At 58.5% G+C, this 19,361-nt stretch carries 19 protein-coding genes; 10 read left to right on the forward strand and 9 right to left on the reverse strand.

Annotated elements, in window-relative coordinates:
- Positions 1-111 precede the first annotated feature (111 nt).
- Positions 112-1,311, reverse strand: a complete 1,200-nt coding sequence (gene tyrS / locus NHU87_RS20965; RefSeq protein ID WP_253552200.1) for a tyrosine--tRNA ligase — start codon at positions 1,309-1,311, stop codon at positions 112-114.
- Positions 1,312-1,521: 210 nt separating this feature from the next.
- On the opposite strand from tyrS, the gene NHU87_RS20970 reads away from it, so the two are divergent.
- Together NHU87_RS20970 and NHU87_RS20975 are read left to right on the forward strand one after the other, a co-directional pair.
- Positions 1,522-2,952 (forward strand): peptidoglycan DD-metalloendopeptidase family protein, encoded by a 1,431-nt coding sequence (locus tag NHU87_RS20970; RefSeq protein ID WP_253552201.1) that lies wholly within the window; start codon positions 1,522-1,524, stop codon positions 2,950-2,952.
- Between the two features lie 3 nt (positions 2,953-2,955).
- On the forward strand, positions 2,956-4,047 hold the full coding sequence (locus NHU87_RS20975) for an anhydro-N-acetylmuramic acid kinase (protein WP_253552202.1): 1,092 nt from the start codon (positions 2,956-2,958) through the stop codon (positions 4,045-4,047).
- 74 nt (positions 4,048-4,121) lie between these two features.
- Here the strand turns inward: NHU87_RS20975 and erpA are convergent, their stop codons facing one another.
- Both erpA and argC read right to left on the reverse strand, forming a co-directional pair.
- Positions 4,122-4,472 (reverse strand): iron-sulfur cluster insertion protein ErpA, encoded by a 351-nt coding sequence (erpA, locus tag NHU87_RS20980; RefSeq protein ID WP_007906865.1) that lies wholly within the window; start codon positions 4,470-4,472, stop codon positions 4,122-4,124.
- 168 nt (positions 4,473-4,640) lie between these two features.
- The gene (argC, locus tag NHU87_RS20985) at positions 4,641-5,675 is read right to left on the reverse strand and encodes an N-acetyl-gamma-glutamyl-phosphate reductase (RefSeq protein WP_253552203.1); all 1,035 of its coding nucleotides are present in this window, start codon (positions 5,673-5,675) and stop codon (positions 4,641-4,643) included.
- Between the two features lie 135 nt (positions 5,676-5,810).
- On the opposite strand from argC, the gene hemJ reads away from it, so the two are divergent.
- The 6 genes from hemJ to coq7 all read left to right on the forward strand — a co-directional run bounded on the left by hemJ (position 5,811) and on the right by coq7 (position 10,427).
- Positions 5,811-6,242: a protoporphyrinogen oxidase HemJ gene (gene hemJ, locus NHU87_RS20990; protein WP_253552204.1), complete on the forward strand. Its 432-nt coding sequence runs from the start codon at positions 5,811-5,813 to the stop codon at positions 6,240-6,242.
- A gap of 33 nt (positions 6,243-6,275) precedes the next feature.
- Positions 6,276-7,244, forward strand: coding sequence for an NAD(P)H-dependent flavin oxidoreductase (locus tag NHU87_RS20995; protein WP_253552205.1), 969 nt, complete (start codon positions 6,276-6,278; stop codon positions 7,242-7,244).
- 70 nt (positions 7,245-7,314) lie between these two features.
- Positions 7,315-8,292 (forward strand): DUF805 domain-containing protein, encoded by a 978-nt coding sequence (locus NHU87_RS21000; protein ID WP_253552306.1) that lies wholly within the window; start codon positions 7,315-7,317, stop codon positions 8,290-8,292.
- 62 nt (positions 8,293-8,354) lie between these two features.
- Positions 8,355-9,143 (forward strand): SDR family NAD(P)-dependent oxidoreductase, encoded by a 789-nt coding sequence (locus NHU87_RS21005; RefSeq protein WP_052967183.1) that lies wholly within the window; start codon positions 8,355-8,357, stop codon positions 9,141-9,143.
- Between the two features lie 82 nt (positions 9,144-9,225).
- Positions 9,226-9,564, forward strand: coding sequence for a histidine triad nucleotide-binding protein (locus NHU87_RS21010; protein WP_007906873.1), 339 nt, complete (start codon positions 9,226-9,228; stop codon positions 9,562-9,564).
- A 215-nt stretch (positions 9,565-9,779) separates the two neighbouring features.
- Complete coding sequence (gene coq7 / locus NHU87_RS21015; protein ID WP_008008345.1) at positions 9,780-10,427, forward strand: 2-polyprenyl-3-methyl-6-methoxy-1,4-benzoquinone monooxygenase; 648 nt, start codon at positions 9,780-9,782, stop codon at positions 10,425-10,427.
- A 116-nt stretch (positions 10,428-10,543) separates the two neighbouring features.
- On the opposite strand, the gene NHU87_RS21020 is transcribed toward coq7, so the two are convergent.
- Positions 10,544-10,966 (reverse strand): OsmC family protein, encoded by a 423-nt coding sequence (locus tag NHU87_RS21020; protein WP_007941657.1) that lies wholly within the window; start codon positions 10,964-10,966, stop codon positions 10,544-10,546.
- A 250-nt stretch (positions 10,967-11,216) separates the two neighbouring features.
- Here NHU87_RS21020 and crp point away from each other — a divergent pair, with 250 nt between their 5' ends.
- Complete coding sequence (gene crp / locus NHU87_RS21025; RefSeq protein ID WP_007941656.1) at positions 11,217-11,861, forward strand: cAMP-activated global transcriptional regulator CRP; 645 nt, start codon at positions 11,217-11,219, stop codon at positions 11,859-11,861.
- 53 nt (positions 11,862-11,914) lie between these two features.
- Here the strand turns inward: crp and NHU87_RS21030 are convergent, their stop codons facing one another.
- The 4 genes from NHU87_RS21030 to NHU87_RS21045 form a co-directional block, all read right to left on the reverse strand.
- Entirely contained in the window at positions 11,915-12,616 is a 702-nt protein-coding gene (locus tag NHU87_RS21030) for a lipoate--protein ligase family protein (protein ID WP_253552207.1), read from the reverse strand.
- A gap of 252 nt (positions 12,617-12,868) precedes the next feature.
- Positions 12,869-13,705 (reverse strand): indole-3-glycerol phosphate synthase TrpC, encoded by an 837-nt coding sequence (trpC, locus tag NHU87_RS21035; protein WP_253552209.1) that lies wholly within the window; start codon positions 13,703-13,705, stop codon positions 12,869-12,871.
- Positions 13,702-14,751: an anthranilate phosphoribosyltransferase gene (trpD, locus tag NHU87_RS21040; RefSeq protein WP_253552210.1), complete on the reverse strand. Its 1,050-nt coding sequence runs from the start codon at positions 14,749-14,751 to the stop codon at positions 13,702-13,704. The genes trpC and trpD overlap by 4 nt, the downstream gene beginning before the upstream one ends.
- 9 nt (positions 14,752-14,760) lie before the next feature.
- A complete protein-coding gene (locus tag NHU87_RS21045; protein ID WP_253552211.1) occupies positions 14,761-15,354 on the reverse strand; it encodes an aminodeoxychorismate/anthranilate synthase component II in 594 nt (197 codons plus the stop codon).
- A gap of 409 nt (positions 15,355-15,763) precedes the next feature.
- Between NHU87_RS21045 and estP the strand changes: the two genes are divergently transcribed.
- The gene (gene estP, locus NHU87_RS21050; protein ID WP_253552212.1) at positions 15,764-17,677 is read left to right on the forward strand and encodes an esterase EstP; all 1,914 of its coding nucleotides are present in this window, start codon (positions 15,764-15,766) and stop codon (positions 17,675-17,677) included.
- A 186-nt stretch (positions 17,678-17,863) separates the two neighbouring features.
- On the opposite strand, the gene trpE is transcribed toward estP, so the two are convergent.
- Complete coding sequence (gene trpE, locus NHU87_RS21055; protein WP_253552213.1) at positions 17,864-19,345, reverse strand: anthranilate synthase component I; 1,482 nt, start codon at positions 19,343-19,345, stop codon at positions 17,864-17,866.
- Positions 19,346-19,361: the final 16 nt, after the last annotated feature.

Genomic DNA, 19,361 nt, shown 5'->3' on the forward strand with positions numbered 1-19,361 from the left:
GTCGAAAACTGCGTAACTCTTTGTTTACCAAGGAGTTTTCCGTTTCGACTGCGCCGGAAGTGGGGCGAATTATAGGCCTCCAGAATCTGCCGTCAACCCCTGATTTCAGCTTTATTCGGATTTGAGCGTAATACGCGCAAATGCCTTCTTCCCGGCCTGGCAAACATGGGTCGCGCCCAGTACGTATATAAAGGTGCGATCGACAACCTCCCCATCTATACGCACACCACCAGAGCCCAGAAGATCGCGCGCCACGGCAGAGTTCTTCACCAACCCTGCTTTATTAAGGACGGCAGCGATCGGCATATCCTCGGCGGCAGTCAATTCGATCTCCGGCAGATCATCCGGCAGCTCACCGTCTTTCATACGGTTACCCGCCGCACGGTGAGCATTGGCCGCAGCCTCTTCACCATGGAAACGCGCAACGATCTCTTCGGCCAGCTTGATCTTGATGTCACGCGGATTCGCACCCGCCTCGACGTCAGCCCGCAAAGCATTGATCTCTTCCATGGAGCGGAAACTGAGCAACTCGAAGTAACGCCACATCAGCGCATCCGGGATAGAGACCAACTTGCCGTACATGACACCCGGCGCTTCCTGGATACCGACGTAGTTGCCCAGCGACTTGGACATCTTCTTCACGCCATCCAGCCCTTCGAGCAGCGGCATGGTCAGAATGCATTGAGCCTCCTGACCATAACCACGTTGCAGTTCGCGCCCCATCAGCAGGTTGAACTTCTGATCGGTGCCACCCAGCTCGACATCCGCGCGCAACGCGACCGAGTCATAACCCTGAACCAGCGGATAGAGGAACTCGTGAATAGCGATTGGCTGATTGGTTGTGTAGCGTTTGTCGAAATCGTCGCGCTCAAGCATGCGAGCCACGGTGTATTGCGAAGTCAGGCGAATGAAGTCGGCCGGCCCCATCTGATCCATCCAGGTGGAGTTGAACGCCACTTCGGTCTTGGCCGGATCAAGAATCTTGAAGACCTGAGTCTTGTAGGTCTCGGCATTCTCGAGAACCTGCTCACGGGTGAGCGGAGGACGCGTGGCGCTCTTGCCGCTCGGATCACCGATCATCCCGGTGAAGTCACCGACAAGGAAGATAACCTGATGCCCCAGATCCTGGAACTGGCGCAGCTTATTAATAAGCACGGTGTGACCCAGGTGCAGATCCGGCGCGGTCGGATCGAAGCCTGCCTTAATACGCAGCGGCTGGCCACGCTTGAGTTTCTCGATTAGCTCGGACTCGACCAACAGTTCTTCTGCACCACGTTTGATCAGCGCTAGCTGCTCTTCAACCGACTTCATAACAGACCCGCAAGGCTCAGATTCAAAGGGGGACAACCATACAAGATCGCGCACCAAATACAAGTTTTGCCCGGCGCACGGACGCCAATCCACGGACAGAGTGTTCGCAGACTTGCTTCAGAGATGATTTGGTTATATTTTATACAGTTATTTCGTCTTCATCATGTCATTCATCTTTTCCAATTCATCTTTTCAAAGTCAAAATTACCTATGACCACAAAACCGTCTAAAGCGCCGCCGCTTTACCCGAAGACCCACCTGCTCGCAGCAAGTGGCATCGCCGCCCTTCTCAGCCTGGCGCTTCTGGTGTTCCCTTCCAGTGATGTTGAAGCCAAAAAGACGACCCTGAGTCTTGAACTGGAAAGCCCTGCAGAACAACTGACACAAGATCAAGACGCCGCCGACGTCGTCCAAGCCACAAATGAGCCGGCAGCCTCCCCCTTCGCGCAGATCGAAAACAGCGCCGAAGACACCCAGGAAACCGCCCAGGCTGCCCCCGCCCCTGTTCCCGCGCCAGTCGTCGAAGAGAAGAAGGCGCCAGGCCATAAAGAAGTGATTGTCAGCAAAGGCGACACGCTCTCGACTTTGTTCGAGAAAGTCGGCCTTCCGGCCACTTCGGTGCATGAAATACTGGCGAGCGACAAGCAAGCCAAGCAGTTCAGCCAACTCAAACATGGCCAGAAGCTTGAGTTCGAACTAGGCCCGGATGGCCAACTGACCAATTTGCACAGCAAAGTCAGCGACATGGAAAGCATCAGCCTGACCAAGAATGACAAGGGTTATACGTTTAATCGCATTACCGCCAAGCCCACCGTACGCTCCGCCTACGTTCATGGCGTGATCAACAGCTCGCTGTCGCAATCTGCCGCCCGAGCCGGTTTGTCCCACAGCCTGACCATGGATATGGCCAGTGTGTTTGGCTATGACGTCGACTTCGCCCAGGATATTCGCCAGGGTGACGAGTTCGATGTGATCTATGAACAGAAGGTCGTCAACGGCAAAGCCGTCGGCAACGGCCCAATCCTCTCCGCGCGCTTCACCAACCGCGGCAAGACTTACACCGCGGTGCGCTACACCAACAAACAAGGCAATAGCAGCTACTACACGGCTGACGGCAATAGCATGCGCAAGGCGTTTATCCGTACCCCGGTAGATTTCGCCCGCATCAGCTCGAAATTTTCCATGGGCCGCAAGCACCCCATCCTGAACAAGATCCGCGCCCACAAGGGTGTCGATTACGCGGCACCACGCGGTACGCCGATCAAGGCTGCCGGTGACGGCAAAGTATTGTTGGCGGGTCGCCGCGGCGGTTACGGCAACACCGTGATCATCCAGCACGGCAATACCTACCGCACGCTGTACGGCCATATGCAGGGCTTTGCCAAAGGCGTCAAGACTGGCGGCAGCGTCAAGCAAGGCCAGGTGATCGGCTACATCGGTACCACCGGTCTCTCTACCGGCCCGCACTTGCACTACGAGTTCCAGGTCAATGGCGTACACGTCGATCCGCTGGGCCAGAAAGTAGCGATGGCCGATCCGATCTCCAAAGCTGAACGCTCACGTTTCCTCGCGCAAAGCCAACCGCTGATGGCGCGCATGGATCAAGAGAAAACCACCCAGCTGGCTTCGAGTAAACGCTAAGCCATGGCGCTCTATATAGGTGTGATGTCCGGGACCAGTCTTGATGGCCTGGACATTGCGTTGATCGAGCAAACCCCGGCGATCAAGCTGATCGCCACCCTTTACATCCCTATGCCTGATTCCCTGCGCGCCGAGCTGCTTGGCTTGTGCGCCAGCGGCCCCGATGAGATTGCCCGTTCCGCCATCGCCCAGCAGAACTGGGTGAAACTGGCCGCACAGGGCATTCACACCCTCCTCGACCAACAAAATCTGAAACCCGCCGACATTCGCGCGATTGGCAGCCACGGCCAGACCATTCGCCACGAGCCGGCGCGCGGGTTCACGGTACAAATCGGCAACCCGGCCTTGCTCACCGAGCTGACCGGCATCACCGTGGTCAGCGATTTCCGCAGCCGCGATGTAGCCGCTGGCGGACAAGGCGCGCCACTGGTTCCAGCCTTTCACGAAGCCCTGTTTGAAGAACGGCCGGGCAACCGCGCGGTATTGAACGTCGGCGGGTTCAGCAACCTCAGCCTGATCGAACCCGGCAAGCCTGTTGCAGGGTTTGACTGCGGCCCCGGCAACGTCCTGCTGGATGCCTGGATTCACCAGCAGCGCGGCGACAACTTTGATCGTGACGGCCAATGGGCCGCCAGCGGCAAGGTTGAACCGGTTCTATTGAACGAGTTGCTCAGTGATCCATTCTTTGTGACCCAAGGCCCGAAGAGCACCGGCCGCGAAGTGTTCAATCTGCCATGGCTGATGCAGCATCTGTCGCAGCTACCGACCTTCGCTGCCGAAGACGTACAGGCCACGCTGCTTGAGCTGACTGCGCTGACCATCGTCGAGTCATTGCAAAGCGCCCAATCGGATACCCGGGAGCTGCTGGTTTGTGGTGGCGGCGCGCACAACGCCACGCTGATGAAGCGCTTGGCCAGTCTGTTGCCGAATGCGAAAGTCAGCAGTACCGCTGCGTACGGTGTAGATCCGGACTGGGTCGAAGCCATGGCCTTTGCCTGGCTGGCCCATTGCTGCCTGGAAGGCATCGCGGCCAACCGCCCGAGCGTCACCGGTGCCCGCGGCTTACGCGTACTTGGCGCCATCTACCCCGCCTGAACCTGAACCCCAGACAGCAAAACGCCGCAGAGTCCTGAGATTCTGCGGCGCCTGGTAATGCGATGAGGGTGCGATCAGATCGAGAACGAAGAGCCGCAGCCACACGTGGTGGTAGCGTTCGGGTTCTTGATCACGAAACGCGAACCTTCCAGACCTTCCTGGTAATCCACTTCGGCACCTGCCAGGTACTGGAAGCTCATCGGATCCACCACCAGGCTGACGCCTTCGCGCTCGACGATGGTGTCGTCATCGGCCACTTCTTCATCGAAGGTGAAGCCGTACTGAAACCCTGAACAACCGCCGCCCGTAACGAATACGCGCAGCTTCAAGCGATCATTCCCCTCTTCATCGACCAGGCTCTTCACCTTGTGCGCGGCACCGTGGGTGAATTGCAAAGCCGTGGGGGTGAAGGATTCGACGCTCATGCTGACTATCTCCCGGCGTTACGCCGCCATAATGCGTGATGACGCGCATTATCCGCTTCTCCCAGAAAATCGGTCAACTATTGTTACGGTATATCAATCAACCCAATCGCCAGACCAAAATGCAAAAAGGCCCGTTCGACGGGCCTTTTTGCTGAGCGGGATAAAGCTTTACGGCAGCATGCCCGCATGGGACAAGCCCAGACGCTCATCCAGACCGAACAGGATATTCAGGTTCTGCACCGCCTGACCCGACGCGCCTTTGACCAGATTGTCGATCACCGACAATACCACCACCAAGTCACCATCCTGCGGACGATGCACCGCGATACGGCAAACGTTGGCACCGCGCACGCTGCGAGTTTCCGGATGGCTGCCGGCAGGCATCACATCGACGAACGGTTCGTTGGCATAGCGCTTTTCAAACAACGCTTGCAGATCCACCGAGCGATCCACGACGGTCGCGTAGAGCGTCGAGTGAATGCCGCGAATCATTGGCGTCAGGTGCGGAACGAAGGTCAACCCCACGTCCTTGCCCGCAGCACGACGCAGGCCTTGGCGGATTTCCGGCAAGTGACGGTGCCCTTTGACGGCGTATGCCTTCATGCTTTCCGACGTCTCGGAGTACAGCGAGCCTACAGAAGCGCCACGACCGGCGCCGCTGACGCCGGATTTGCAGTCTGCAATCAAACGCGTGGTATCGGCCAGACCGGCTTCAAGCAATGGCAGGAATCCCAATTGCGTGGCAGTCGGGTAGCAACCCGGCACAGCAATCAGGCGCGCCTGTTTGATTTGCTCACGATTGACTTCGGGCAAGCCGTAGACCGCCTCCTCCAGCAGTTCTGGCGCGCCGTGCGGCTGACCGTACCATTTGGCCCACTCCTCGGCGTCTTGCAGACGGAAATCTGCCGACAGGTCGATGACCTTAGTCCCGGCCGCCAACAGTTCACCGGCCAGCGCATGGGCGACACCGTGCGGCGTGGCGAAGAACACCACATCGCAGGCCCCGAGGGTCTTGATGTCCGGAACGCTGAAAGCCAAGCCGTCGTAATGGCCTCGCAGGTTCGGGTACATATCGGCCACGGCCAGGCCGGCCTCGGATCGGGAAGTGATCACTACCACTTCAGCTTGCGGATGCTGTGCCAACAGACGCAGCAGTTCGACACCGGTGTAACCCGTGCCGCCGACGATACCGACCTTGACCATAAACCTGCCCTCAACGAACCCACTGGAAAGCCGTCGATAATAGGGGCCGCGGGGCCCTGCGACAACCGTCAAGGTGACGTGCGGCGGCTCAAGCCTCTACTATTCCCGCTACCGTGAACCTGGGAATACCTGAAAATGCTTTATCTATGGCTCAAAGCGCTTCATATCGTCAGCTTGGTCTGCTGGTTTGCCGGCCTGTTTTACCTGCCGCGCCTGTTCGTCTATCACGCCCAAAGCGAAGACACCGTCAGCAAGGAACGCTTCAGCATCATGGAGCGCAAGCTATACCGGGGCATCATGGGCCCGGCGATGATCGCCACTCTGGCATTCGGCATCTGGCTGATCAGCCTCAACCCAAGTGCCTACTTCACCCAGGGCGCATGGATGCATGCCAAATTGACTCTGGTGGTGATCCTGATCGGCTATCACCACATGTGCGGCGCACAGGTAAAACGTTTTGCCCGTGGCGAAAACACCCGCAGCCATGTCTTTTATCGCTGGTTCAATGAAGTGCCGGTTCTGATATTGCTGGCTATTGTAATTCTGGTCGTCGTTCGGCCGTTTTAATCCAACAAGTGCAATTTACCCGGGGTACTTCCAATGTCGCTGCCCACTTTGCTCGAACAACGCTTGCGTCTGCCCGTGGTGGCGGCGCCGATGTTCCTGATTTCCAACCCCGAGCTGGTGCTCGCCTGTTGCCGTAATGGCGTGGTGGGCAGCTTTCCTGCGCTGAACCAGCGTGAGAGCAGCGGTTTCAAGGCCTGGCTGGAAGAGATCGAAGCAGGACTGTCGATACTGGAAAATCCCGCGCCTTACGCGGTGAACCTGATCGTCCACAACAGCAACCCGCGATTGCAGGCGGACTTGGCGATCTGCATCGAGCACAAAGTACCGATCGTGATCACCAGCCTCGGTGCCGTGAAGCAACTGGTCGATGCCGTGCATGGCTATGGCGGCTTGGTGTTCCACGACGTGACGACCCGTCGCCACGCGGAAAAAGCCGCCGAAGCGGGTGTGGACGGTTTGATCGCCGTGGCTGCGGGCGCCGGGGGACACGCCGGGACCTGGAGCCCGTTTTCGCTGATCGCCGAGATTCGCCAGTTTTTCGACAAGACCCTGCTGCTGGCCGGCTGCCTGAACCATGGTCATGAGATTCTTGCCGCGCAGTTGCTCGGTGCGGATTTGGCCTACTTCGGTACGCGATTTATCGGTACCACTGAAAGTCATGCGCCTGACGCGTATAAGGAGATGCTCCTGACTTCCAGAGCCGCAGACATCGTCCATACTCCAGCGGTGTCGGGAGTACCGGCGAGCTTCATGCGTCGGAGCCTGGAGGCCGCCGGGTTCGACATGGCAGCCCTGCAAGGCAAGGGCGAGGTGAATTTCGGCTCCAAGCTCAAGCCGTTGAGCGATGAAGCCAAAGCCTGGAAAACCGTGTGGTCCGCAGGCCAGGGCGTCGGAGAAATCGAGGACCTGCCAAGTGTCGATCAATTGGTCGCCCGTCTCGATGCCGAGTACCGCAAGGCGCTGGAACTGGCGGCGGCGCTGCCCAAGCGCTGGCCGCGCTGACAGGCGGGCCTTACACTCCATAGCTGCAACACCGTCTATTACAAACTCTCGCGACAAGGATGCCTCGGCCATGAGCGAAAACCGTTTCAAGATCGTCTTCGATGGCGCTCTGCAGCCAGGTGTTGACGCCACCACCGCGAAGCTCAACCTCGCCGAGCTGTTCAAAAGCGATGTCGCGGCCATCGAACGCCTGTTCAGTGGCCGGCAGGTTGCGCTCAAACGGGACCTGTCACACGCCGATGCGCAGACTTACCTTCAAGCGCTGACGAAAACCGGCATCGATGCCCGAATCGAAACAGAAACCTCGATTGAGCTGAACCTGTCCGACGTTCACGAGCACGCCCCTGCCAACAACCAGCCTGTCACGGCAGATCCCGATTCTCCCTATGCACCACCCCGAGCCTCTGTCGGCGAAGCATTGCCGGAGTTTTCTGCACTCAAGCCATTCAGTTTCGTTGGCCGTATCGGTCGCTTGCGCTTTCTGGCCTGGACGATGGCGCTGACGCTGGTGACGCTTGGTGTTGGCTCTGTGCTGGCTGTTTTCGGCTTCGCGCTCATCAGCACGGACTCGACTGCTGGCTTGATCCTCGCGGGCCTGCTGGCCTTTATCCTGGTCGTGGTGCTCGCCTTCATCAGCATCCAGTTCAGTGTGCAGCGCCTGCACGATATCGGCTGGTCCGGCTGGCTCTGGCTGCTGAACCTTGTACCGGTCGTTGGCAGCGTTTTTCCGTTTGTAATAATGATCGTGCCGGGTAACAACACAGCCAACCGATATGGCGCACCACCACCGCCCAACAGCAACGCGGTCAGGGTACTGGCTTCGCTGTGGCTGGTGTTTATCGCGATCATGTTCGTCGGCGGGCTGACTGGAGGCCTCACCGCGATCCAGGATGAGTACGAAAGCGCCACCGAAAGCACCTATCAAAGCAGCGCGATGATCACCGACGAAGTTGAAGTGGCGCCGGCCGATGCGGCGGAACAAGCGGCAAATTCAGCCGATGATGCAGCCGAAGCAGCCGAGCCTTCTGTAGACTCTGCGAAAGAATGAACAGCGCTCCCCGCCCTTGACACCTGCGTCGTCGGCGCGGAGCTGTTGCGATGGAGAACTGCATGACCCGTTACGCTCTGATCACTGGCGCTTCCAGCGGCATCGGCCTGGCGATGGCCGAAGCGCTGGCCCGGCGCGGCCGCAGCCTGATTCTGGTGGCCCGACAGCGTGATCAGCTGGAAAGCATTGCGATTGAACTGACTCAACGTTTTGGTGTGGAGGTGCTGTTTCGTGCCTGTGATCTGGGCGAGCCGCTGAGGCTGTCCGGATTTTTGCTGGAGCTGGAGGAAGGCGACCGGCAGATAGATTTGCTGGTCAACTGTGCCGGCATCGGTACCTGCGGCCCGTTCCTGGCCCAGGACTGGATGACCGAGCAGGACTTGATCGAAGTGAACATCCTGGCCCTCACTCGCTTGTGCCATGCCATCGGCAACAGCATGGCCTTGCAGGGCGGCGGGCAGATTCTGAACGTCGCCTCGATGGCGGCATTCCATCCCGGTCCATGGATGAGCACGTACTACGCGAGCAAGGCTTACGTACTGCATTTTTCCGAAGGTTTGCGCGTCGAACTGAAGAAATGCGCGGTCAAGGTGTCGGTACTCTGCCCCGGCCCGACACGCACGGCGTTTTTCCGCACCGCGCAACTGGACACCGACAAACTGGTCGAGAGCAAACTGCTGATGAGTCCGGAAGAAGTCGCGCTCTATACCGTGCGCGCCCTGGAGAAAAATCGCGCCATTATTATTCCCGGCCGCCTGAACCGCTGGTTCGCGTTCCTGCCGCGGCTCGGCTCACGTTGGCTGACCCGGACAATCGCGGGCATGGTCAACAAGGCCTATTGTCCGCGCTGATCAAATCCTCAAGGCAAAAGACTGGGCTCTGACTTAACCCATGGTTACACTCAGGCCAGCCCAAACAACGGAGAAAACAGCTGTGGATACTCTGTTCACCAAGATCATCAACCGGGAAATCCCGGCGAAGATTATTTACGAGGACGACCAGGTACTGGCCTTCCACGATATCGCGCCACAGGCCCCCGTACACTTTCTGGTAGTCCCGAAGAAACCGGTGCGCACGCTTAATGACCTAACCGAGGATGATAAGGCTTTGGCCGGGCATATATTGTTCACGGCCCAGCGTCTGGCTCTGGAATTGGGCTGTGAAGAAGGTTTCCGGGTGGTCATGAACTGCAATGAATTGGGCGGGCAGACCGTCTATCACATTCATATGCACGTGCTCGGTCAGCGCCAGATGCACTGGCCGCCGGGCTGATTCCACGCCAGCCCCTTGTAGGAGCGAGCGGTGCGGCGATCCGACTTGCCCGCGAAGCTTTTAGCGCACATGAGGACGCCTTCGCGGGCAAGCCTCGCTCCTACAGATCGTTTTTACCCGGGTCAGATGAATCCATTACCAGCCATGACCCAACGCAAACCCTCCCCCGGCCGATTGGGTTAAACTGGCCGCCGAGATTCTTCCCGGAGGTCAGCATGACTACCCAACGTCACTACTCGCCGATTGACCGTCTTCTGCTGCAAGCCGATGCCGCGATGCGGACTTTGTTGCCTTTCAGTGGTCAGCCCTACCGTCCGTCGCCGGCCATCGTGCAGCCGGATGCGCAAATGAGCGACGAGGACACCCGACACGTCGCCGGTTTGATGCGCATCAACCATACCGGCGAAGTCTGCGCCCAGGCGCTGTATCAAGGTCAGGCCCTGACCGCCAAGCTGCCGAAAGTGCGCGCCGCCATGGAGCACGCCGCCGAAGAAGAAATTGATCACTTGGTGTGGTGCGAACAGCGCATTCATCAGCTGGGCAGCCACACCAGCATTCTCAATCCGCTGTTCTACGGCATGTCGTTCGGGATTGGCGCGGTCGCCGGGTTGATCAGCGACAAAGTCAGCCTGGGTTTCGTTGCCGCCACCGAGCATCAGGTCTGCAAACACCTGAACGAACACCTCGAGCAACTGCCAGCCGAGGACGAAAAATCCCGGGCGATCCTGGAGCAGATGCGCATCGATGAAGAGCATCATGCTGAAAGTGCGCTGGATGCCGGTGGTTTTCGTTTTCCGGCGCCGGTGAAATTCGGGATGAGTTTGTTGGCCAAGGTGATGACCAAGAGTACCTATCGCATTTGACGGTTGCGTTGTTTGACAGGGCCTCTTCGCGGGCAAGCCACGCTCCCACAGGGGTTCTGTATTCCAACAAATAAAAAAGGCGACTACCGCAAGGTAGTCGCCTTTTTAATGTCGATTCAACCGAGTTCGATGATTTCGTAGTCGTGGGTAATCGCCACGCCAGCCGCGCCGAGCATGATCGAGGCCGAGCAATACTTCTCGGCCGACAGCTCGATGGCGCGCTTGACCTGGGCTTCTTTCAGCCCACGGCCCTTGACCACGAAGTGCATGTGGATCTTGGTGAAAACCTTCGGATCTTCGGTCGCACGCTCGGCTTCGAGGAAGGCTTCGCAGCTTTCGACGGCCTGACGGGACTTCTTGAGGATGCTGACCACATCGAAATTGCTGCAGCCGCCAACACCCAGCAGGAGCATTTCCATCGGCCGGACACCCAGGTTACGACCGCCCGCATCGGGCGGACCATCCATGACCACGACATGACCGCTGCCAGATTCACCGAGGAACATGGCTTCGCCAGCCCATTGGATGCGTGCCTTCATCGCCAAGACTCCACTGTCTAAAAAAGGGTCGCCAGCTTAGCACAGGGCCCTTGATTGACAGCGCTTCGCCTTCCTAGGACATAACCATCTGCGGCGTAGGCAAATTCTCGAATCTTGAAGGAATGTGTCTGTTAAGCTGGCGCCAATTCAATGGCGCATAGCCAGCTTTTGCAGCGAATAAAAGGGATCGCAGGCCTCGCCAGCGCCTACAAAAAACAAACACACCGTGCAGTCTTTTCGGGATACAACCATGGTTGCTATTACCCCCACACCCAAAATCAAGAACCTCGACAAACTGTTGATGCACTGTCAGCGCCGTCGCTATGCCGCCAAGAGCAACATCATCTGTGCCGGCGACCGCTCGGACACGCTGTTTTTCATCATCAAAGGTTCGGTGACCATCCTGATTGAGGATGACGACGGCCGTGAAATGATCATTGCCTACCTCAACTCCGGGGACTTTTTCGGCGAGCTGGGTCTGTTTGAGCAAGCCGGCCTGGAACAGGAACGCAGCGCTTGGGTGCGCGCCAAGGTCGAATGCGAAGTCGCGGAAATCAGCTACGCGAAATTCCGCGAGCTGTCCCAGCAAGATCCAGACATTCTTTACGTGCTCAGCGGACAAATCGCACAGCGTCTGCGCAATACCACGCGCAAGGTTGGCGACCTGGCGTTCTTCGACGTGACCGGTCGCGTTGCACGCTGCCTGCTGGAACTGTGCAAGCAGCCAGACGCCATGACTCACCCGGACGGTATGCAGATCAAGGTGACCCGTCAGGAAATCGGCCGGATTGTCGGTTGTTCGCGTGAGATGGTTGGCCGCGTGCTCAAGGATCTGGAAGAGCGCAACCTGGTCGACGTCAAAGGCAAGACCATGGTGGTCTTCGGTACGCGTTAAGCTCGAAAACCAAAGCGCCTGAACTCAAGCTCCGAGAACTTAAGCTCCGAGAACTAAGCTCCGAGCATTTCCGCCAGCAACTGTCGGTACAGCGCATCGAGCCGTTCCAGTGCATCAGGAGCGGCAAACTTCTCATGCAGGGCGATGTGGCTTTCAGCGCGAACCCGCTGTTCCAGGCCACTGGCTTCATTGAAGCGATTGACCGCCGCGACCATCGACTCTCGCTCGTTGTCGATCAACATCGCCCCGTGTACCAGGCCGACCGGACGCTGACCGCCCTTGCTCTGGCGCCAACGCTGAGCGGTGCCGACCATCTTTCGACCATCGAGATTGACGTTGAAACGACCGTCGCAGAACGCGCCCTCGATTTCGCCCAACGACGAAGTACCGCCCAGCTCATCCAGTAACTGACAGATCGGATCGCACAAACGCCGGTAGCCGGTTTCGATGCGGTTCAGATCGCCTTCACTGCGCGGTGGCGCATAAACCAGTGCGATGTTGATGGTCGAGGCCGATTGCGGTACCGGCTCACCGCCGGTTTCACGCAGCAATACCGGCCAGCCGGCGGCAGCGGAGACTTCGCACGCAGCCTCGAACTGTGGCAGACGATTCAAGCGACGGGGCATGACCAATGCGCGGTCAGTGGGTTGCCAGAACAGCAGACCGAACTCCGACTCATCGGCACAAACCGAGGCCAACAGGTCCTGTTCGGCTTGCAGGCCGGCTTCGATAGTCAGAGACGTCACTGGAGACATATGGATTTCCGTAAGACGGGCAGTTTGAGGTGTTGCTCATGCCGCCATCGCGGGCAAGCCCCAATGCCGGTCAGTTAAGCGAAATTTCTGTAGGAGCGAGGCTTGCCCGCGAAGAACGATGACGCGTAATACCTGAAAAACCGCGGTGCATTCTTCGCGGGCAAGCCTCGCTCCTACAGATTCCGCCTTAACTGACAGGCATTAGGGCAAGCCCGCTCCCACAGGGTGAGCGGGTTACCCGTGAGGATGTAATCAGTCGAGCGTAGTACCGCTCACTGGAATGCCCCGCTCGGGAAAGAACAGGCGCTGCAATTCGCTACCCGGGCTTTCGGCGCGCATGAACGCTTCGCCGACCAGGAACGCATACACGTCGCTGATTTCCATCAGTTCGACATCGGCCCGATTGAGAATGCCACTTTCAGTAATCACCAGACGATCGCGCGGAATACGCGGCAACAGATCGAGGGTGGTTTCCAGATTGACCTCGAAGGTGTGCAGGTTGCGGTTGTTCACGCCCACCAACGGCGTGTCGAGGGTCTTCAAGGCCCGCTCGAGTTCATCGCCGTCATGGACTTCCACCAGCACATCGAGACCGACGCTTTTGGCCACGGCTGCCAACTCGGCCATTTTGACGTCGTCCAGAGCGGAGACGATCAATAGCACGCAATCAGCACCCAGAGCGCGGGACTCAACGATCTGATACGGATCGATCATGAAGTCCTTGCGGATCACCGGCAACTTGCACGCCGCCCGGGCCTGCTGCAGATACGCGTCGGCGCCCTGGAAGTAATCGATGTCGGTGAGCACCGACAGGCAAGTGGCCCCGCCCTTTTCGTAACTCCTGGCAATGTCCGCAGGCACGAAGTTCTCGCGAATCACGCCTTTGCTTGGCGAAGCCTTCTTGATTTCAGCAATGACCGCCGGCTGTTTTGTCTTGGCCTGATCGATCAATGCCTTGGCAAAACCACGGGGTGCATCGGCCGCCTTGGCCAGATTTTCCAGCTCCGCGAGACTCACACGAGCGCTACGCTCGGCGACTTCCTGAACTTTGCGGGCCAGAATATTTTCCAGAACCGTCGGTATACTCATCCCTCATTCTCCACTTTGAATACCGCGGTAAATGCACCCAACTCCTCAAGTTTCTCCCGAGCGAGGCCTGTGTGCAGCGCATCGTGCGCCAGGGCAACGCCCTCTTTCAAACTGCTGGCATGGTCGGCGGCGTACAGCGCGGCACCGGCATTAAGCACAATCATCTCGGCGGCTTTCTGACCGTTCTCGGTCTTGCGCTTGCCCAAGGCATCGCGAATCAGCTCAAGGGAGGCCGCCGGGCTTTCCACCGCCAGACCGTGCAGGCTCTGGCTCTTCATCCCCAAGTCTTCGGGTTCGACCCCATACTCGGTGATCTGGTCATTCTTCAATTCCGCCACAAAGGTCGGTGCCGCCAGACTGAACTCGTCCAGGCCATCTTTAGAGTGCACCACTAGCACGTGTTTACTGCCCAGACGTTGCAAAACTTCGGCCAATGGCCGGCACAACGCCTGACTGAACACACCCACCACCTGATGTTTCACACCGGCCGGATTCGTAAGCGGGCCGAGCATGTTGAACAAGGTGCGCAAGCCCAGCTCCCGGCGTGGGCCGGCGGCGTGCTTCATGGCGCGGTGATGAGTTTGGGCAAACATGAAACCTATGCCAACGTTGTCGATGCAACGCGCCACCTGAACCGGCGTCAGGTTCAGGTAGATACCCGCCGCCTCAAGCAGATCAGCGCTGCCGCTTTTGCCCGACACCGCACGGTTACCGTGCTTGGCCACGGTGCAACCGGCCGCAGCGACCACGAACGAGGAAGCGGTGGAGACGTTGAAAATGTTCGCACCGTCGCCGCCGGTGCCGACCACATCGACCACGCCGTCGAGGGTGTTGAGTTCAACCTTGTCCGCCAACTCGCGCATCGCCGTCACGGCGCCGACGATCTCATCGATGCTTTCGCTCTTCATGCGCATAGCCATCATGAACGCGCCGATCTGCGCATCCGTGCATTGCCCGGTCATGATTTCGCGCATGACATCGCGCATCTCATCGGTACTGAGGTCGAGATGGCCGACGATACGGCTCAGGGCTGTCTTGATATCCATGGAAAGTCCTTAGCGCGTGCCGCCGGTTTGTTTGAGGAAATTGGCGAACAGCTCGTGGCCCTGGTCGGTGAGGATAGACTCAGGATGAAATTGCACACCTTCGATGTTCAGTGTCTTGTGGCGCAGGCCCATGATCTCGTCGACCGAGCCGTCTTCGAGCTGGGTCCAGGCGGTCAGCTCCAGGCAATCGGGCAGGGTTTCGCGCTTGACGATCAGCGAGTGGTAGCGGGTGACCGTCAGCGGGCGATTCAGGCCTTCGAACACGCCCTTGTCCTCGTGGAATACCGGGCTAGTCTTACCGTGCATGACTTGACGGGCACGGACCACATCGCCACCAAAAGCCTGGCCGATGGACTGGTGACCCAGACAAACACCAAGAATCGGCAACTTGCCGGCGAAGTGCTTGATCGCTTCGATGGAAATACCGGCCTCGGTCGGGGTGCAAGGACCGGGGGACACGACAATGCGCTCAGGGTTGAGGGCTTCGATTTCGGCAATGGTGAGTTCATCGTTGCGCACGACTTTGACCTCGGAGCCCAGCTCGCCAAGGTATTGCACAACGTTGTAAGTAAAAGAGTCGTAGTTATCGATCATCAGCAACATGGCGTTAAGAACCTCGTGAATTCACTGACTTTTAATACGGCCTTCGAATGATTTACCCGCAGTGCGCTGCGCTTTGTCAGGTGCTGGAGTGGCGCCAGCAAAGCGGCATTTCATACAGGTAAAGAAGGCAAAGCGGTACAGGTCCGGCCAGGCCGGCAGAAAAGATTCAGGCGCGCCAACGCCAACGGGCGTGTGCCTTGATGACTTGATCCAGGAGTTTGCTGACGATCGACACGGGGAAGGTCTCATTCATACGTCTCGGCACAGTAACTTAGCTGGGCAGAGCGTGCAATATGGTCGGGGCGACAGGTCGCGAAACAAGCGAAGGGTTCGCGATAGATGGCAAAGGGCCGGAAGTTTTTGGTACTGTCGTTTCGTTTACAACAACAATAAATAAACGGACTTGCTCATGATCAAACAGACGTTGTTTGTACCGCTCGCCGGATGCCTGCTCGCTGCTGCCTGTGCCCAGGCGATCGCCGCGCCCAACCCTTATTCGAATTTCGTCGTCTTCGGCGACAGCCTCAACGATGCCGGGCAGTTTACCGACACGGGCGGCCCTGCCGGTGCGACCCAGCGTTTTACCAACCGAACCGGGCCGGTCTACCTGGATGGCAGTGGTGAATTACGCTCGCTGAACTCCACGCAACTGTTGGGTGGACGTCTCGGTTTTTCACCTGACCAGACCGCCGCCTCGACGTCGGCTGCGCGAGCGAATCAAGGGCTGGCGGATGGCAACAACTGGGCGGTCGGCGGTTATCGTACCGACCAGATTCTGGACTCGATCACTACCGAATCCGCCACGGGCGAACGAACACGGGCAGGTTATCTGCCGACGAACAACTTCCGCGCCGACCCCAATGCGCTGTATTACATTTCCGGGGGCGGCAACGACTTCCTTCAGGGCCTCGTGCTTAATACCCCCCAGGCCAATGCCGCGGCGAATCGCCTGGCCGACAGCGTGCAAACCCTGCAAACCGCTGGCGCCAAATATATTGTGGTTTGGTTACTGCCGGACCTGGGCCTGACGCCAGCCATTAACGGCAGTCCATTGCAAACAACGATTTCGCAACTGAGTACGGACTTCAACCAGCAGTTGGTCACCCGACTCGCGGGGATCAATGCCGAAATCATCCCGCTGAACATTCCACTGCTGTTGCAGGAAACCTTCGCCGACCCAGCCCGATTCGGCCTCGCCACCGGGCAGAATCTGACGGCGACCTGCTTCAGCGGCAGCGGTTGCACGGAAAACCCCGTGTATGGCATCAACAGTGCCACCCCGGATCCGAGCAAGCTGATTTACAACGACTCGGTTCACCCCACTGAAGCAGGGCAAAAGCTGATTGCCGATTACGCCTATTCCTTGCTGGCGGCACCTTGGGAACTGACGTTGCTGCCGGAAATGGCCCACGCCACCTTACGCGCTCATCAGGATGAACTGCGTAGCCAGTGGCAAGCCGACTGGGAGAACTGGCAGGCCATCGGCCAATGGCGCGCGATTGTCGCCGGCAGTGGTCAGCATTTGGATGTCGACAGCCAAAGCAGCGGCGCCAGCGCTGATGGCAGCGGTTACAACCTGAATATCGGCGGTAGCTATCGCCTCAATGAAGCCTGGCGCGTCGGTGTGGCAGCAGGCTTCTATCGTCAGAACCTGGACGCCGGTAGTAACGATTCGGACTACAAACTCAATAGCTATCTGGCGACCGCTTTCGCCCAGTTCCAGCAGAATCGCTGGTGGGCCGATGCCGCACTGACCGGTGGCAAACTGGATTACGACAATCTCGAACGCAAATTCGACCTGGGTGTCAGCGAAGGATCGGAAAAGGGTGATACCGATGGCCATCTCTGGGCCTTCAGTACTCGCCTTGGCTATGACATTGCGCAACCAGGCAGCGAATGGCACCTGTCACCGTTCATCAGCGCCGATTACGCCAAAGTGGAAGTCGATGGCTACTCGGAAAACAGCAACCGCGCCACCGCGCTGACCTTCGATGATCAGACCCGAGACTCGAAACGCCTGGGGGTCGGCTTGCAAGGCAAATACAACTTCACCCGTCAGACCCAGGTGTTTGGCGAATATGCCTACGAGCGCGAGTACGAGTACGAAGATGACGTTCAGAAGGTAAACATCGCCCTCAACAGCCTGCCGGCGAACGACTTTACGCTGGAAGGTTATACGCCGCAGAGTCACTTGAACCGCGTGAGCCTGGGGGTCAGCCACAAGTTGACCGCCGACCTGGCATTGCGTGGTGGTTATACGTTCCGCAAGGATGATGACTTTACTCAGCAGGGCATCAATGTTGGGGTGACGTTGGATTTCTAAACCGCAGGCAATAAAAAACGCGGCGCCCTTACACAGGCGCCGCGTTTTTTATGGTGTATGCAAAATCCATGTGGGAGCGGCGGTGCGGCGATCCGACTTGCTCGCGAAGACGGCAGCACAGTCAACATTAATGTCGCCTGATACACCGCTTTCGCGAGCAAGCCCACTCCCACAGGGTTTGCGTACTTAGTTGTCCGGCGTCTGCTCGGCCAAGGCCACGGCGCGGAACATGGCGCGGCGTTTGTTCAGGGTTTCTTCCCATTCCAGTGCTGGCACCGAATCGGCGACGATGCCGCCACCGGCCTGCACGTGCAGTTCGCCGTTCTTGATCACCGCGGTACGGATCGCAATCGCGGTGTCCATGTTGCCGTTCCAGGCGAAGTAACCGACCGCGCCGCCGTAGACGCCACGCTTGACCGGTTCAAGTTCGTCGATGATTTCCATCGCGCGAATCTTCGGCGCGCCAGACAAGGTGCCGGCCGGAAGGATCGCCCGCAATGCGTCCATCGCCGTCAGCCCGGCCTTCAGTTGGCCGGTGACGTTGGACACGATGTGCATCACGTTGGAATAACGCTCGATCACCATCTTCTCGGTGAGTTTCACCGAACCGATTTCCGAAACGCGACCGGTGTCGTTGCGGCCCAGATCGATCAGCATCAAGTGTTCGGCAATTTCCTTGTCGTCTGACAGCAGGTCTTTTTCCAGCGCCACGTCAGCTTCTTCGTTGACGCCTCGCGGACGAGTACCGGCAATCGGGCGCACAGTGATCAGGTTGTCTTCGACCCGCACCAGCACTTCCGGCGAACTGCCGACGACGTGGAAGTCGCCGAAGTTGAAGAAGTACATATAAGGCGTCGGGTTGAAGCAGCGCAGCGCCCGGTACAGATCGATAGGCGCAGCCTTGAAGTCGATCGACATGCGCTGGGACGGCACGACCTGCATGCAGTCGCCGGCCAGGATGTATTCCTTGATGGTGTCGACGGCTTTTTCGTAATCGCTCTGGGTGAAGCTCGAACGGAACACCGGATCCGCCGATTGCTGTTTGCTGAAGTCCAGGCCACGGCGTGGAGTGATCGGCTGGCGGAGTTGTTCCAGCAGCGTTTGCAGACGTGCCTGACCTTGCTCGAAAGCGTCTTCCTGCGACGGATCGGCCAGGACAATCGCGTGCATTTTGCCGGCGAGGTTGTCGAACACCACCACCGCGTCGGACACCATCAGCAGAATGTCCGGCACGCCCAGTGGATCCGGGTTCGGGCATTTGCCCAGACGCTTCTCCACATAGCGCACGCAGTCATAACCGAAGTAGCCCACAAGACCGCCATTGAAGCGCGGCAGACCGGCGATGGTCGGCACGTTGTAGCGCGCCTTGAAGGTTTCGACGAAGGCCAAGGGGTCTTCAACGTCGTGGCTTTCGATCTCGACGCCGTCGTGGGTCACGCTGACGTGGTGATCGTGAACCCGCAGCACGGTGCGGCACGGCAAGCCGATGATCGAATAGCGGCCCCATTTCTCACCGCCCTGCACCGACTCCAGCAGGTAGGAGTTCGGCTCGTCGGCCAGCTTCAGGTAGATCGACAGCGGCGTGTCGAAGTCGGCCAGGGTTTCGCAGGCAAGCGGGATGCGGTTGTAGCCGGCAGCGGCCAAACGCAGGAATTCTTCGTGGATCATGAGGTGCCTCGTGGCT

Origin of the sequence: Pseudomonas mandelii (assembly GCF_024138395.1) — a bacterium.
GTDB classification, from domain to species: domain Bacteria; phylum Pseudomonadota; class Gammaproteobacteria; order Pseudomonadales; family Pseudomonadaceae; genus Aquipseudomonas; species Aquipseudomonas mandelii_E.